Annotated in this window: 14 protein-coding genes; 3 read left to right on the plus strand and 11 right to left on the minus strand. The window is 60.7% G+C overall.

Annotated elements, in window-relative coordinates:
• Window positions 1-3 precede the first annotated feature (3 nt).
• Window positions 4-486, minus strand: coding sequence for an Lrp/AsnC family transcriptional regulator (locus OCL88_RS12345; protein ID WP_243542977.1), 483 nt, complete (start codon window positions 484-486; stop codon window positions 4-6).
• Between the two features lie 137 nt (window positions 487-623).
• Between OCL88_RS12345 and ald the strand changes: the two genes are divergently transcribed.
• From ald to OCL88_RS12360, 3 genes are all read left to right on the plus strand, one after another.
• Window positions 624-1,739, plus strand: coding sequence for an alanine dehydrogenase (gene ald / locus OCL88_RS12350; RefSeq protein ID WP_243542976.1), 1,116 nt, complete (start codon window positions 624-626; stop codon window positions 1,737-1,739).
• Window positions 1,740-1,804: 65 nt separating this feature from the next.
• Complete coding sequence (locus OCL88_RS12355) at window positions 1,805-2,062, plus strand: hypothetical protein (RefSeq protein WP_264962717.1); 258 nt, start codon at window positions 1,805-1,807, stop codon at window positions 2,060-2,062.
• Window positions 2,063-2,550: 488 nt separating this feature from the next.
• On the plus strand, window positions 2,551-3,045 hold the full coding sequence (locus tag OCL88_RS12360; protein ID WP_243542975.1) for an HtaA domain-containing protein: 495 nt from the start codon (window positions 2,551-2,553) through the stop codon (window positions 3,043-3,045).
• A gap of 165 nt (window positions 3,046-3,210) precedes the next feature.
• On the opposite strand, the gene OCL88_RS12365 is transcribed toward OCL88_RS12360, so the two are convergent.
• From OCL88_RS12365 to OCL88_RS12410, 10 genes are all read right to left on the minus strand, one after another.
• Window positions 3,211-3,975: a type 1 glutamine amidotransferase gene (locus OCL88_RS12365; RefSeq protein WP_243542974.1), complete on the minus strand. Its 765-nt coding sequence runs from the start codon at window positions 3,973-3,975 to the stop codon at window positions 3,211-3,213.
• A 206-nt stretch (window positions 3,976-4,181) separates the two neighbouring features.
• A complete protein-coding gene (locus tag OCL88_RS12370; protein WP_243542973.1) occupies window positions 4,182-5,966 on the minus strand; it encodes a helix-turn-helix domain-containing protein in 1,785 nt (594 codons plus the stop codon).
• A 4-nt stretch (window positions 5,967-5,970) separates the two neighbouring features.
• Window positions 5,971-7,131: an NAD(P)/FAD-dependent oxidoreductase gene (locus OCL88_RS12375; RefSeq protein ID WP_243542972.1), complete on the minus strand. Its 1,161-nt coding sequence runs from the start codon at window positions 7,129-7,131 to the stop codon at window positions 5,971-5,973.
• The gene (locus OCL88_RS12380; RefSeq protein WP_243542971.1) at window positions 7,128-7,364 is read right to left on the minus strand and encodes a ferredoxin; all 237 of its coding nucleotides are present in this window, start codon (window positions 7,362-7,364) and stop codon (window positions 7,128-7,130) included. Before OCL88_RS12380 ends, OCL88_RS12375 begins: the two co-directional genes overlap by 4 nt.
• A gap of 5 nt (window positions 7,365-7,369) precedes the next feature.
• Complete coding sequence (locus tag OCL88_RS12385; RefSeq protein WP_243542970.1) at window positions 7,370-8,563, minus strand: cytochrome P450; 1,194 nt, start codon at window positions 8,561-8,563, stop codon at window positions 7,370-7,372.
• Entirely contained in the window at window positions 8,560-9,300 is a 741-nt protein-coding gene (locus OCL88_RS12390) for a gamma-glutamyl-gamma-aminobutyrate hydrolase family protein (RefSeq protein ID WP_166186465.1), read from the minus strand. Before OCL88_RS12390 ends, OCL88_RS12385 begins: the two co-directional genes overlap by 4 nt.
• 1 nt (window position 9,301) lies before the next feature.
• Window positions 9,302-10,075: an SDR family NAD(P)-dependent oxidoreductase gene (locus OCL88_RS12395; RefSeq protein WP_021470782.1), complete on the minus strand. Its 774-nt coding sequence runs from the start codon at window positions 10,073-10,075 to the stop codon at window positions 9,302-9,304.
• Window positions 10,076-10,140: 65 nt separating this feature from the next.
• Window positions 10,141-11,586, minus strand: a complete 1,446-nt coding sequence (locus OCL88_RS12400; RefSeq protein WP_243542968.1) for a glutamine synthetase family protein — start codon at window positions 11,584-11,586, stop codon at window positions 10,141-10,143.
• A gap of 221 nt (window positions 11,587-11,807) precedes the next feature.
• A complete protein-coding gene (locus tag OCL88_RS12405; RefSeq protein ID WP_166186466.1) occupies window positions 11,808-13,514 on the minus strand; it encodes a sulfite reductase flavoprotein subunit alpha in 1,707 nt (568 codons plus the stop codon).
• Window positions 13,504-14,877: an aldehyde dehydrogenase family protein gene (locus tag OCL88_RS12410; protein WP_166186467.1), complete on the minus strand. Its 1,374-nt coding sequence runs from the start codon at window positions 14,875-14,877 to the stop codon at window positions 13,504-13,506. The genes OCL88_RS12405 and OCL88_RS12410 overlap by 11 nt, the downstream gene beginning before the upstream one ends.
• Between the last annotated feature and the right edge of the window lie 264 nt (window positions 14,878-15,141).

Genomic DNA, 15,141 nt, shown 5'->3' on the forward strand with positions numbered 1-15,141 from the left:
TTTCTAGAGCCCGAACGCGCTTCCGTGGCCATGTTCGAACACGAGGTTGGTCTGGGTACCTGCGACGGCAGGATTCGATGACAGATGGTCCAGTACGAATTGACGGATGTGCTCGGTGTTCTTGGCCGTGATGTGGATCAGGAAATCGTCCGAACCGCCAAGAACGAAGAATTGCTTGATCTCGGGCAGGTCCCGCAACTCGCTTCCGAAGGCATTCATCAAGTGCCGGGCACCGGGCCTGAGCCGCACACTGACCAGGGCCTGGAGGGGCAGGCCCATCGCTTCGGGTGCGACTTCGACGGTGAACCGCTTGATTACCCCCGAGTCTTTGAGCGCTTTGAGGCGGGCAAGACAGGTTGACGGCGCAAGTCCGAGAGCCTCCGACAACGACTGGTTGGTACGCCTTGAATTATTGGAAAGCAGGCCCAGAAGCTTCTGGTCGACTTCGTCCAACGTCACCTGTTGCAGTTTCTGCGAGTCCGACACGCTGTAACGCTCCTCACATTGTGGAAATTGTTCATTTGTTTTCATTCTGCCGCAGATCCTGCGAGCTCCGCTCATGTTTCCGCATTTTCTGTCATTCTTTTGCCCACAAGCATCAATCCCGTCAGAAAGCACGAGTCATGATCATCTCCGTTCCCAAGGAAATCAAGAACAACGAGTTCCGCGTTGCCATCACTGCCGCCGGCGTCCACGAATTCAAAGCAAACGGCCACGACGTGCTCGTGGAAACCGGCGCCGGCGCCGGCTCCGGCATCAGCGATCAGGAGTACGCCCTTGCTGGAGCCGAGATCGTTCAAACCGCAGATGAGGCCTGGGCTAGGGCCGACATGGTGATGAAGGTCAAGGAACCCGTGGCATCCGAATACCGGCACTTCCGTGAGGGCCTGCTACTTTTCACCTACCTGCACCTTGCAGCGGAACCCGCACTGACCCAGGCGCTTGTCGAATCCGGTGTCACCGCCATCGCCTACGAGACGGTCCAGGAAGGCCGGGCACTGCCGCTGCTCGCCCCGATGTCCGAAGTGGCCGGCCGGCTCTCCGTCCAGGTCGGTGCGACCTCGCTGATGGCACCCGCTGGCGGCAAGGGTGTGCTGCTCGGCGGCGTTCCGGGCGTCCGTCCCGCCAAGGTTGTCGTCCTCGGTGCAGGCGTCGCCGGCACCAACGCCGCGGCCATGGCGCTCGGCCTCGGCGCCGACGTGACCATCCTGGACATCAACATCAACCGGCTGCGCGAACTGGACGCCCAGTACCAGGGCCGCCTGAAGACCGTAGCGTCCAACTCATACGAGATCGAAAAGTCCGTTATCGACGCTGATCTCGTCATCGGCTCCGTCCTGATCCCGGGAGCGAAGGCACCCAAGCTCGTGACCAACGACCTCGTGGCCCGGATGAAGCCCGGCTCGGTGCTCGTTGATATCGCCGTGGACCAGGGTGGCTGCTTTGAAGATACCAACCCCACCACGCACCAGGAACCCACGTACAAGGTCCACGACACCATTTTCTACTGCGTGGCAAACATGCCGGGTGCCGTCCCGAACACGTCCACTTACGCGCTGACCAACGTCACGCTCCGCTACGCGGTAGCCCTTGCGAACCACGGCGTCAAAGGCGCTTTCGACCGGCTTCCAGCTCTCGCCGGCGGTCTGAACGTGGCGGCAGGCAAGGTGACCCACAAGTCGGTCAGCGATGCCCACGGGCATGACCTCGCCGACTGGCAGGACCTCGTAACGGTCTAAGGCATCGGCCGTGTCTGCCCGATAGAAGGCAGACACGGCCCGCTTCACAGAAAGGGAAGCATCGAATGGCATTTCACCTGCAGCCCAAGTGGCAGCCGCTGATTGGCCAGCTGGTCATTGTTAAACTTCAGGATCAGGAGATCCGGCGCGGAGTTGTCGATGCAGTCACCGACGATGATCAAATTTTGTGGCTCGACAGTGACGGGGCTGAGCCCCGCCGGCTATTTCACCGGGCAGACGGTTTCAACGTGTGGGTCGACTACAAGTGGGAAACCGATAGGTTCAGCCGTTGCCCTGACTTCCAGCGGGAGGCTGCATCATGAGGGGCGGGCAGTCCAACGCGGCTGGATACGTACAGCGTCGGGAGCGGCTCCACAGTGATGATGAATTGTCGGCAGCCATCACCCGGCTGCGTTCCCAACGGGGCCACAGTGAAGCGTCAGGTGTTCTTGTCACCTGGCACGGCCCCTGGTCCTACACCCTGGAGCTCTGCCACCAGATTCCTCCCGGGCTCGTATACGAGTGCATCGCGTCTGAACGACTGAACATGGCACGATAATTCAGGCCCGGCCGGACTGGCCCCGCCCATCAGCGCTCCCCCAGCAGCTCTCAACCTCAACGACCGTCCTTTCCGATGGGCGCCAGGCACACGGTCCGCGCGAATGATGTGCCCGCAGTACATGTCGATCATCTGAGCCGCCACGAAAATGGTCGAAGATGAACAGCCGGCAAGCCCCTCCCCTACCTGGTGTGTCAGAGAGCGGGGAGCGCCATCGACCCTGTGCAACCTGGCAACGACGAAGGAAACCTGATGTCCGAACTCACTGTTGAAAGAGCAGATCTCGGCATGGCATGGGCGGTCAAAGACAGCTTTGTCCGCTATGTGCAGTCCATGCATGACGGACGCATACTCCTGCGTGACGGTGCTGCCGTGACCAATACCCGGCAGTTCTATTTCCCGTTCAAGAGCGTGGACCAGTCTGACAGTGACCACTTTGTGCTCCGGTTCGGTGGAGACGCCCGCTTCCTCGCCCATCACGGGCTTATGTCGGTCGCAATTTGCAACCCCAAAATTGAAGCCGGGCTGGACGGGGCATACCTGTTCATCGATCAAGGAAACGAGACGGTGCAACTCGCCCATCTGCGTTTGCCGGCGGTGTCGGTGGAAGACGGCGTCACCATGTGGGCGAATGTCCAGGTATCGCTGACCAGCGCAGGCGCGGCTGTCTTTGCAGACAGCTACTCAGCCGGAGAGACACTGGCTCCGCTGACCATGAGAGCACCATCTTCCGTGAAAGTACCGTGACGCAGGAGTTCAATTTACCCAGGAGCTCAAAACATACCTGGCGCATCCGGCCACGACGGATATGGCGTGTTCCTGCCCCCCTTGGAATCGGGGGCAGGAGACGCGGCGCCGGATGTCCAGGACACGCCCAAGCCGCAAGGGCAGCGCCGCGCCACACCACTTGGTCTACTGGGAAGCCACTGTAGCGGTCGTACGGACCAGGTGGGCGAAGCGTCGCGCCAGTGCCTCGGTATGCTCCCTCACAATCTGGTCTTGATTCTCGAACGCCTGCATCCCGCGCCCTGCCCGCTCCATAGCAACCGCGTCATTCTCGTCGACGAGGGACAACCACTGGCGGTAGACTGCCGGCGACAGTTCAGGGTGAAACTGCACTCCCCACGACATCTCGCCTATCCGGAAAGCCTGGTGCGGATACTGGGCGGTCATCCCGAGCCAGACCGCCGAAGGTGGCAGGTGGTCGATCATGTCCCCATGCATTGCCCCTGCGCAGAAAGGGCCCGGTAACCCGGCCATCAAGGGATCCTCGGCCGCCTCCGCCCGTAACGCTACCTCTACGACGCCCGCTTCGAGGCCCTGGTCGCCCCTGGTCACGGTTCCGCCGAACGTTTGTGCCATCAGCTGAGCTCCGAGGCAAATCCCAAGTGTGGGCTTCCTGTGGCTGGCAGCAGCTGCCATAAGGCTGCGGATGTGAGCAAGCCAGTGATAGACATGGTCGTCCAGCGAACTCATGTCTCCGCCCAGGACCACCAGGGCGTCCTCCTGGAGTATTTCCGGGATCACGTCGTCATTGAAAGGCTGGACAATTCTGGTGGTTATACCCTCGTCGTGCAGCCACAGACCGAGACGGTCGATCGGGCAATAGGGATCCGGCTGTATGACGAGGGCCTGCAAAGTGCCGGTGCCCCGGGAAAGATCTGGCTGGTAGGTCATGCTCGAAATCCTTATCGGGCGATCGAAGTTTCCAATACTTCAACGTAGCGAACAGCATCGCCGCCACAGCAGTGCCATTTGCACATTGAGATCCGAATGTGTGTGCTTGCAGAGCTGAGACTTTGGAGCTTCGGTTGGCTGGGGTCGACTCTATTCACACCATGTGACGATCCTTGAACAGGACTCAGTTTGGGCGGCCGTTGCCGTCACTGAAGAACCGCGCCCTGGCCTTCCCGCACCGCCAATCGTGCGGCAATGCCTGTGGGGAGCCAGTCACCGGCTTCTTCGAAGGAATGACCGATGAGCTGCTCTACGCGCTGGAGGCGTTGCCGGAGCGTGTTGCGGTGGATATGCAACTTGGAGACCGTGTCCGCAATGGATCCCTTGTTGGATAGCAGCATGGCAACTGTTTCGGCCAACTGGGTTCCATTTTCCGCGTCGTAGCGCATGAGGGACCTGAGTTCAGCGAGCACGTCCTTGATCTCCGCAGACATCCCTTCCCCTACGAGCGGCATGTCCTGCAGATGTTCTATTTCGCTGAAAGAGGTGACCCGTCTCCCGGACGTCCTGGCAACTAGTTCTGTCCATGCCAGTGCGGTCTCGGCGTCGGAAAGCGCAGGCTGCAGGGAAGCGACATCGCGGGCCACCGGACCGAGGCCGGCGAAGGCTGAAACGCCGCGGTGTTCGTCGAGCTCAGAAAGAGTTGTCTCCAGCTTCGCCTGGATCTCCTCTCCCGTACCGAAGGGGGTATCGATAAAGAGCAGGCTGAGGGGTCCCTCCGTGAAGACGAGGGACCGTGGGCCGGCCAGTTCCTGCAGGTAGGGGGCAATGCGCCTAGACACGGCATCCGAGTCGAATTTCAGCCGTTTCACCCGTACCAGGACAGGCAGGGTGCGGCCCTTTGACCAGCCTGACTCCTCCAGAATGCGGGCGAATGTGCTCGTGCCGACGCTACGGAGCAGGCGTGAAGCATGGGAAGAACCTACCGATTCCAGTTCTACTGCTTCAAACAGGGCGGCCAGCTGAGAGCAAATGGCGCTGAGACGGTCAAGTTCCCTGGTGGAATAGCGGCGTGGACGGTAGCAGGTGACGATGCCCCGGGTGCTCGTCAGGCCGAAGGAAACAGATATCCGCTCATGTCCGGCGAAGTTGGATTCGATAAATTCGGAGGTTGCTGTTCGTGAGTGAGTGGTTCGAACCACTGTTCCGCTTCGCTCGCCCTTGTCCATTGCGATGGCAGTGGGCGGGGATGTGGCTGGACCACGGCCGAAATATTCGATGACACAACCGTCGGAGCTCATGTGCTTGAGGATCGACTGGGCGGCCACTTGAGCGCATTGCAGAACGGAAGTGGCGGAGTTGATCGGGAAATCTACAAGGAAATGCGCTGCTGCAGACTGACGCCGCAAGTCGTCAACCGTCTCAGCCTGCAGCAGGCCGCTGGCAAGCAGCATGCCCACCTCGTCAGCAATCAGCTTTGACTCCCAGGTGAAGGTTTCCTCGGCATACGACCAGAGGCTGAATACACCCAGGAGCGTCCCGGTCGGAGCCACGATCGGGACTACCAGCATCGAGTTGAAATCTTCTTCCTGAAGTTCGCTGATGCTGACGAACCGCGGATCCTGCTGAATGTTTTTGTTAAGGACAACTGACTGCCGGGTAAGCCCCACCCAGCCGGTTACCCCCTCACCGAGGCGAAGGGTGACCCTTCCAACTTGCTGGCTCTGTACTCCAGCAGTACCTGCACGCATAACAAGAACTTGTTCCTGTTCATCCCACAGGTAGACGAAAACCCCTGCTGAGTTTGTTGCCCTGGCAACCAGGTCCACTGCCCTTTGAGCAAGCGCGAGCGGATCGGGTCCTTCCATCATTAGCTGCGTGAGCTCGGACAGGGTATCTGCCCGGAGCTCTGCTATTTGGAGTTTTTGGCGATAGTCAGCCGGCATGACCTCGTTCGGTTGCGGGGCCGCGGGCTCAGCAGGGGTATTCATCTTTTCAGCTTAGGAGGCTCATGCCCATGGAGGCCCGGCTGAACTGCCTTGGAGCGTTGACGCCAATCCAGGCCGTCTCCTCCTCCGCGGATCCGATCCGGTACAAGGCGGCGTTGCGTTCCTCGGCAGCGTAGACCTGCACAAGTTCGCCCGCCGGCGGAAGCATGCCGTGTACCTGGACCTTTCGACCGAACTGTTCCGTCCATCCGTACGGAGCCTGTTCCAGTTCCGTGGATTCGAATCCGGCGAAGTATTCAGCGAGGGCTGCACCGTGCCGTTGGGCCTGGGTCCAACTCTCGAACCGCCGAAACGTTCCGTCCTCGGCCTGCCGTGCCGAAACGTCTCCGATAGCGAAGATCCCGTCAGCGATTTCACCGCTGGTCAGCAGTGCCTTCCCGTCGGCACTGCAACGGACTCCGTTGGAAATGTCGAGGTCGCTGTAGGTCAGCCATTCGGTATTGGGCCGGGCGCCGACAGCGCTGATAACAAGATCGGCGTGCAGGTCCAGGCCGCTGACCTGGACTGTCCATTCGGCATCCGTTTTCTGAATGGACTCCACAGCCACCCCAAAGTGGGTTACAACACCTGCCTGGTGCATCCATGCCTTTGCTTCTTCCCCCAGATGTCCTGAAAAAAAGCGCTGCATTGGCTGCGGAGCCAGATCCACCACGGTGACGGCAAGCCCACGCTGGGCCAGTGTAGATGCGAGTTCCGCACCAATGGTTCCGGCGCCGATGATGATCGCACTGGCAGCTCCTGCATCCACGGCATTGCGCAGGGCCAGGGCGTCCTCGGCTGTTCTCAGGCTGAGAACGCCTGCGGGCTCATTCGGCAGCCTGATGGAACCGGCTCCGGTTGCGATGACGACCGCATCAGCCGCCACTTCTCCGAGCTTGTCCAGCAGAACAGTCCGCCTGTCAGGGAGCAGCCCGATTGCCTTTGCGTTGAGGATCGGCGTAGCCTCCGGCCACCACTCGGCCGGTTCAACGGAACCAGTGCCCAGAAGAAACTGCTTTGACAGCGGAGGCCGGTCGTAAGGCGCGTTCGGGTCTGAATCTATGACGATAAATTCGCCTGCAAAGCCGAGCTCACGGCTGCGTTCAATCAGCATCGCCGATGCAACCGAAGCGCCAATGATCGCGACCCGGTCTGGCAGATGTGTCACGACGCCGAAACCTCTGAGGCTTTCTCGCCGGCCTCGGTCGATTCCCGTTCAAGGATTGCCCGTTCAGGGCAATTCCGGATGGCTTTGCGCACGTTCGGTTCGTCGCCGCTGTTTTCGCGGCCAGGAATGACGTGGGCGTAGCCTTCCTCGTCGATCTCAAATGTTTCGGGTGCCAGCGCCCAGCACCGGGCGTGGCCCTGGCAACGACCTCCGTCGACCCAAAGTTCTCCCATAGTGATCAAGCTCCAATCTTGAGGGTAAGCGGGCCGACACCGTGCCACGGCTCGTCATCATTCGCCCGTTCAAAGTGAGGCACAGCCTTCAGGAATTCCTCCATGGCAATAACCATCTCGGCGCGGCCAAGGTTCGATCCAAGGCACCGGTGGATACCTCCGCCGAAGGCCAGATGGCGGTTGTCTTCACGGTCAATCTTGATTTCATTCGGTTCTTCGTAGACCTCAGGGTCACGGTTGCCCGCACCGAAGACGAGCACAACGCGTTCGCCGGCCTTGATCTCCTGGCCACGGACAACTGTGTCTGCTTTTGCCGTGCGGGCCATGGCCTGAACCGGAGAAAGCGTCCGCAGGAACTCCTCTGCAGCCGTGGGAATCAGGTCCGGGTCTTCACGCAACTGCTGCTGGGCCTGCTGGTTGCCCGCAAGGTACCAAAGAGCGGAACGGATCGCCCAGGCGGTCGTGTCCAGCCCGGCCAGGAAGAGCAGGTAGCAGTACGACAGCAGCTCTTCACGCGTGAGCTTCCGTCCCTTCACCTCCGCCTTCAGAAGCTGGGTGATCAGATCATTGCTGGCCTCTGCTTCCGGTCCGGCCTTTTCCCGTTCGTCGAGAAGGCGGTCGAAGTAGTCGTTGAGCTCACGTCCTGCCGCGTACGCCGTTTCCGGATGGGCGGTGCGCTCATAGATGATCTCGTCGATCCACCGGTCGAAAATCGGCCAGTCCTGCTCCGGATATCCGGCCAGGCGGCTAAAGATGATTGTCGGCATCGGACGGGCGAGCTTGGCCGAAACGTCCACGACCTCGCCTGCCTCAAGGACCTCCTGGCACAGCTGCCTGGCGGTCTCCCGCATTCCCGGGCCCAGCTTTGAAACATTCATGGGAGTGAACATCGGCAGCAGGATCTTGCGGAAGTCAGCATGGGTCGGCGGATCGATGTCGATCGGAATAAGGGGGACATCGGTGCCGAAGGCAGGAAGGAGCATGGAGGGACCGACAGCGAAAGTGTCAGGATCCTGCTCCGCATTGAAGATGTCTTCGCTCTTCGTGATGTACCAAAAGCCCCCGTACTTATCGCTGTGACCGACCGGACCATTGGCGAGCATGTCCTGGTAGTCGTCGAAAATGTTGTCGAGTGCCCGTCCGTGGAAGTCAAAGTCTGACTTGTTGTGGCTGAGCCCGCGCTCGGTTTCTGTGCTCATGAGAATTGCTCCTGAAGTAGTTGCTCTGACTGTGTGTGCGCCGCGGCCTTCTCCACGAGATCCACGAAGAGAGCCTTCTGGGCTTCGTCATAATCGACCATGTGTTCGGGATGCCACTGCACCCCGATCAGGCTGGCATCATCGGCTTCGATTGCCTCGATGACGTCGCCTTCCCGTCCCACAATGCGAAGGCCCTTTCCGAGCCTTCCCAGGCCCTGGTGGTGGTAGCTGTTCACGGGAATGGTCAGGCCTTTGGCGATCCGGGCAAGTTCGGAACCAGGTTCCAGTTGCACCCTGTGCCATGGTTCGTGTGAAGGGTTGTCCTGCCAGTGCCCTCGGTCCGGGCTTACTTCCTGGACTAGGGTTCCGCCGCGAATGACGTTGACAAGCTGCATTCCCCGGCAGGTCGCCAGGACGGGTATGCCACGGAGCATGGCTTCGTTGTAAAGCTCGATCTCGAAATCGTCCCTGATATCGCAGACGTCATAGACCGTGTCGATCGGGTCCTCGCCATACAGCCGGGGGCTGATGTCGCCGCCGCCGGTGAGGATGAGCCCGTCGAACCCTTCAAGCGCCGCATCGGGGATTGTTGCCGTGGACGGAAGAATGGCAGGACGGCCGCCTGCGGCAAGGACGCCGTTGGCGTAGGCCATGTTCTGGACCGTAGAAGGCATCGGGCCAAAGGCGGTATCGACGGTTTGCCGAGCCGCTGAAATGGCAATAAGGGGCGCCCTCATGTCAGTAAACCAGCCAACCACCGTCGACGTGGATGGTGGTACCGGTCACCCAGCTGGCCTCGTCGCTGGCCAGGAACGCGACTGCGTTGGCAACGTCGGACGGGCGGCCGATACGTCCGAGCGGCGTACGGTCGAGGAGGAACTTTACGGCCTCCTGGTTCTCCAGCACGGACTTGGTGAACGGGGTCTCGATGAAGCCCGGCGCAACAGCATTGACGCGGATCTTGGAAGCCGCGGTTTCGATGGCCAAAGCCTTCGTGAACATCAGGAGCGCACCCTTGGAAGCGTTGTAGTGCACCTGGGGGTGCCCGCTGCTGGCGATGACGATGTGGGCCTCAACTGAGGTGATGTTGACGATGGCGCTGGTTGAATCGTCGCCTCGGGCGGCGGCGCCCTTCTCCAGCAGCGGACGTGCAGCCTGGCTGACCAGGAACGGGCCTGTGGAGTTCACCGCGAAGACCTGGTCCCATTCGGCAACGCCGAGGTCATCGAAGTTGCTGCCCTTGACGATGCCTGCGTTGTTGACGAGGGTGTCGAGCCGGCCGAACTTGGCGTCTATCTCGGCCATGCCGCTGCGGACCGAGGCTTCGTCGGCAACGTCCATAACAACGGGAACCATTTCCGGGTGCTGGCCAACCAGGCGCTCGAGCGCGGCTTCGTCACGGTCGAGGGCAACGACGGTGGCGCCCTCCTTGAGCAGCTTTTCTGCGATGGCAAGGCCGTTTCCGGATGCGGCTCCGGTGACTGCAGCGATCTTTCCGGGGTGAGTAGTCATTGGGTGTTTCTTCTTTCTTGTAAGGAAAACGGTGTATTAAACGCTTGTTAGCGCGGCACTGGGCGCTAGATTCGTTCCAGGTAACGTGCGATTTCGAAGTCGGTGACACTGGTCTGAAGCTTGCGGAGCTCCCAGCGCCTCGTCTGGACGTAATGCGTGACGAAGGTTTCACCGAAGTACTCCTTGGCGACCTCGCTCTTCTCGAACTGTTCGATGGCCTGGTCGAGTGTTGCGGGGAGCTCCTTTACCTGGTGTCCCTCCTCCAGGGCGTAAGCGTTGCCTACCACCCGCTTGGGAGCGGTCATCTTTGTGTCCACCCCGTGCAGGCCGGCGGCGATGCTGGCGGCGATGACCAGGTAAGGATTGGCGTCAGCGCCAGGTACCCGGTTTTCGATGCGCGCAGCACTGCTTTTCGACGGGATGGACCTGATGGCGACGGTACGGTTGTCCAAGCCCCAGGTGGCACTGGATCCGGCCCACTGCCCGCCTTCGGTCCGCTTGTAGGAGTTGATGGTGGGCAGGTAGAGGGCGGTGAGCTCCGGCGCCGTCTCGACCACGCCCGCCAGGTAGTTGTACCCGATGGCGCTCAGCTCACCGGGCTCCTCGGCATTGGCGAAGGCTGACTTGCCGGATTCCGGATCCCAGAGGCTCTGGTGCATGTGCCCCGAGGAGCCGGCCCAGTCCGGGTTGATCTTGGCCATGAACGATGCCGTGTAGCCGGCTTCGGCTGCGACCTCCTTGACGGTGGCCTTAAGCCGGAGGGCGTTGTCTGCGGCTGCGAGAGCATCCGAGTAGTGGATGTTCATTTCGAACTGGCCCGGACCGTTTTCACTGTTGCTGGCCTCGATGAAAATGCCCTGCTCTGACAGGCGGCGGCGGATCTCGCCGATGAGGAACTCGGTGCCTGTGTCCCTGACGAGGCTGTAGGTGTGGCTGCCCGCCGTGATCGGGGTCAGGTCGCGCCAGCCGTTGGCAGCCAGCTCGGTTGGAGTCCCCTTGAACAGGTAAAACTCGAACTCGTAGGCGCAGACCGGGGAGTAACCGAGGTCTTCGGCCTTCTTCACGACCCGCTTGAGAATACTCCGGGGACAGATTGCCGCCGGCTCGCCTGATATTTCGTAGGTATCGCAAATGACGGATGCGACCCCAGGTTCCCCCGGAACGACCTTCAGGGTGTTGAGATCCGGCAGCAGGGTCACGTCAGGGTAGCCCGAGTCCCACCCGGTGTAGCTGAGATCAGAAATGATCTCATCCTGGATGTCCCAGCCGAAGATGATGTTGCAGATGTTTGTGCCGTGCTCGGCGACACTTTCTAGGAAGTACCGGGCGGGGATGCGCTTACCGCGCCACACACCGTCCAGGTCCACGACGCCAACTTTGAAGGTTTTGATGTCGTTCTCGGAGACGAACTTTTCCAGTTCGTCGTGGGCTGACGCTGCGGCGGTCTTATCCTGCATGTCGATTGCCTCGAGTTCTTGGAGGTCCTCCGGGACCTGTGTGATGGGATTCACTGTGTACCTCTTTATCCTCATTGATATCGGTTACCAAAGACACTAAATGCGTGGTCTCGCGGGCGTATGTGCAAGGTGCACATCATGATTCCCACCTACATGCATCCGGTAAGACACGTCACATTCAAGACCGCGTCCCTGCACTCAGGCCAAGGCTTTGCTGTGTTCCTGCCCGATTCCAAGGGCACGAAAATCCATGGAACCGGGTAGGGGTGGGGAGCTTAGTAGACGTCCTTGACGTAACGTCCTTCGCCCTTCATGGACTGCAGGTAGTCGTAAGCCCTTTCGGGCGTCATTGCACCGTGGCTGATCAGCACCGCCAGCAGGGCTTCGTCGATGTCAGGTGCTATCTGTTTGCCGCCGCACACGTAGACCGAAGCTCCGCCCGACAGCCATGCAAAAACGTCCTTGCCTTCTTCGCGGATCCGGTCCTGAACGTAGACCTTGCCCAGTTGATCCCGGGAGAAAGCCAGGCTAATCCGGTCCAGCACTCCACTGGTCTGCAGTTCTTCCATTTCATCCTGATAGAGCCAGGACGGCTTCTCATGGCGGTCCCCGAAGAGCAGCCAGTTTCGTCCCCGGGCCTGTGAGACTTCACGCTCACGAAGGAAGCCCCGGAACGGGGCAATTCCGACGCCCGGCCCGATCATGATCACATCAGCTGAGCTGTCGTCGGGCAGGTGGAACTCGTGGGCCGGCAGTGGGAACACTTTCATGGCCGTCTTGGTCCGCGCGGCGGACTGGAGGAAACCGCTGCAAGCGCCCGTATGCCGGCGACCGGCAGCCTCATACCGCACGGAAGAGACCGTCAAGTGGACACGGTCACCGTCAGCAAGGGGGCTGGATGCGATGGAGTAAGACCGGTGCTGCAAAGGCCGCAGCATTGAGATGAACTCTTGCGGATCAACATCTGTCGATCTCGTTTCCTGCAGGACGTCCAGCATGTCCCGTCCCCACATCCAGTCCTCCAGCGCATTCCGGTCACCGGACTCGACGAGGTTCCGCACGGGATGATCGGGCGCGAGGTCTTCAACCAGCCAGGCCACGATGCCCAGATGAGGCAGCCGGAGCTCATAGTCGTTTTGAAGGGACTCGCGTACTGTCTTGCCGTCGTCACCGAACACCTCAACTCCCTCGAGGCCCAGGAATGCGAGGAAGTCATCGACGAGCTCGGCGGAGTTGGCCGGGATTATGGCGAGTGAGTCACCCGGCCGGTAGTTGCGGCTGTCGCCGCTGACCTCCAGCTCATAGTGCCAGACCTCTTTTTCGGACTCCGGAGCGCTCAGGAGGCGGGCCTCGGCGACAGTGGCCGTATCAGGTCCCCGGCGCGTCGTTTTCGGCTGCTCAGTGGGCCTTGTCTCCGGGCCGGAGGAGCTTTCCGGGGTTTTGCCTGGCTTCCTGGGAACAATTGTTTTGAAGGTCTCAAGCATGCCCTTGATCCACTTGCCCGACGTCAGGTCATAGTCGACATCGCAGTCGAGGCGGTCAATGATGCGCTTGCCGCCGAGTTCGCCAAGACGTGTGTCAAGGTCGATTCCGGCCTTGCAGAAGTCTTCGTACATGGAGTCGCCAATGGCGAGGACTGCGAAGGGAACATCCTTGAACAGGCCATCACCGGCAGTTTGGAGCCGATCCCAAAACGGCTGCGCGTTGTCCGGCATATGGCCATTGTCGTGTGTGGAGGTAACGATCAGCAGCCGGTCCTTGCGTGCTGCATCTTCCGGGGTCAGCATGTCCAGGCTCATGAGCTCGGCTGCATAGCCCTGCGCGTTTGCTTTGTCGGCGATGTTGGACGCAAGGAATTCTGCGTTTCCGGTCTGGCTGCCGTAAAGCACGCTCAGGGTCTGGACCGCGGTGTCTGTTGCACCGGAAACTTCGGAAGAGATGCCCTGGTCGGTGCGTACCAGTTCCCCTGTCTCAGTTGTCACGATCAGTCCTCACAAAGACAGTTTTGAGTTCGGTGTAGGCCTCGATGGCCGCCTGGCCCAGTCCGCGGCCGATGCCGGACTGCTTGAAGCCGCCGAAGGGCGTTTGCATCCGGATCGAAGAGTTGGAGTTGACGGATAGAGCCCCGGACTCCACTCCCCGTGCTGTCCTGAGTGCCTGGCCTACATCGTTGGTCCAGATGGAGCCGCTGAGCCCGTAGATGGAGCTGTTTGCCAGTGCGATGGCTTCTTCCTCGGTGTCAAAGGGGATGACCGAGGCGATGGGGCCGAAGATCTCATCAGTTGCCACCCGGCTCTTGGGGTCCGGCGCAATGACGATCCGCGGTGCCATCCAGAAGCCGGGACCCTCCGGTGCCTCGCCCGCGGTGACAACGTTCAGTCCATCACCGAGGAAGCTGGACACGGATTCGCGGTGGCTGGCCGATACCAAGGGGCCGAGATTTGTTGTGGCATCGAGCGGGTTACCGATCTTCAGGGCGCGGGTCGATTCGATGAACCCTTCAACGAACTCGTCGAAGACCCCCCGCTGCACGAGAAAACGGCTGCGGGCGCAGCAGTCCTGACCGGTGTTATCGAAGACGGACATAGGCGCCGCCTGGACGCACTTGGCAAGGTCAACGTCGTTGTACACGATGCTGGCGGACTTGCCGCCCAGTTCGAGTGTGACCCGTTTCATCGTCTTCGACGCGGCCTGGATAATCGACCGGCCGGTTTCGGTGGAACCGGTGAAACTCACCTTGTTAACGCCGGGGTGTTCGGCAAGGGCGTTACCGACGCGTGCCCCGGAGCCGGTGAGAACCTGCAACGCGTCGCCGACAATACCCAGTTCGTTCACGATTTGGCCGAGACGGACAGTGGACAGCGGGGTCAGGGCCGCCGGTTTGACGATGACGGCGTTGCCGCAAGCCAGGGCGGGGGCGATACCCCATGACGCGATCGGCAGAGGGAAGTTCCACGGGGAGATCACGGCTACGACCCCCATCGGCTCGCGGAAGGTCATGCTGATGCCACCATCGACGGGAATGGTGTCGCCGAGGATCTTGTCGATAATGCCCGCGTAGTACTTGAAGCACTCGGCTACTCCGAGCACTTCCTGCCGGGCGGCGGCAAGCGGTTTGCCGACGTCGGTCGACTCGAGCAAAGCCAGCTCATCGCTGTGGGCGATGACAGCGTCCGCGATGGCCCAGAGGGCATCACGGCGCTGGGCGATAGGCTTCCGCGCCCAGATGCTTTGTGCCTTTCGGGCACGTTCGACGGCGGCGTCGACTTCTGCCAGGTCGTGCGAGGGCACTTCGCCGATCAGTTCCTCTGTGGCGGGGTTATAAACGGAAATGGTGCTGCTCATACTCGGGTGCTCCTTCAGGAGAGTGGTCTTCGTCGGAAGATTCCTAGTTCCTATGTGAAGTCTGGGAAGCTCCGTTGTTACCGAGCATGCCGGGCATTCGATCAGATGAGCGAGTGCGACGGGCACCACATCGAGGAGAGGCATGTGCAATCTGCACACCGTCAGGATCCGCGCGGGAATTGTGCATTGCGACCATTCGTAATGGAGATAGTGTGCAGGGCTGACACAAGGGCGGATCATGCGGAACTCTAGGCTGTAACGCAG

The organism is Paenarthrobacter sp. PAE-2, assembly GCF_026013155.1.
In the GTDB taxonomy this organism is placed as follows: domain Bacteria; phylum Actinomycetota; class Actinomycetes; order Actinomycetales; family Micrococcaceae; genus Arthrobacter; species Arthrobacter ureafaciens.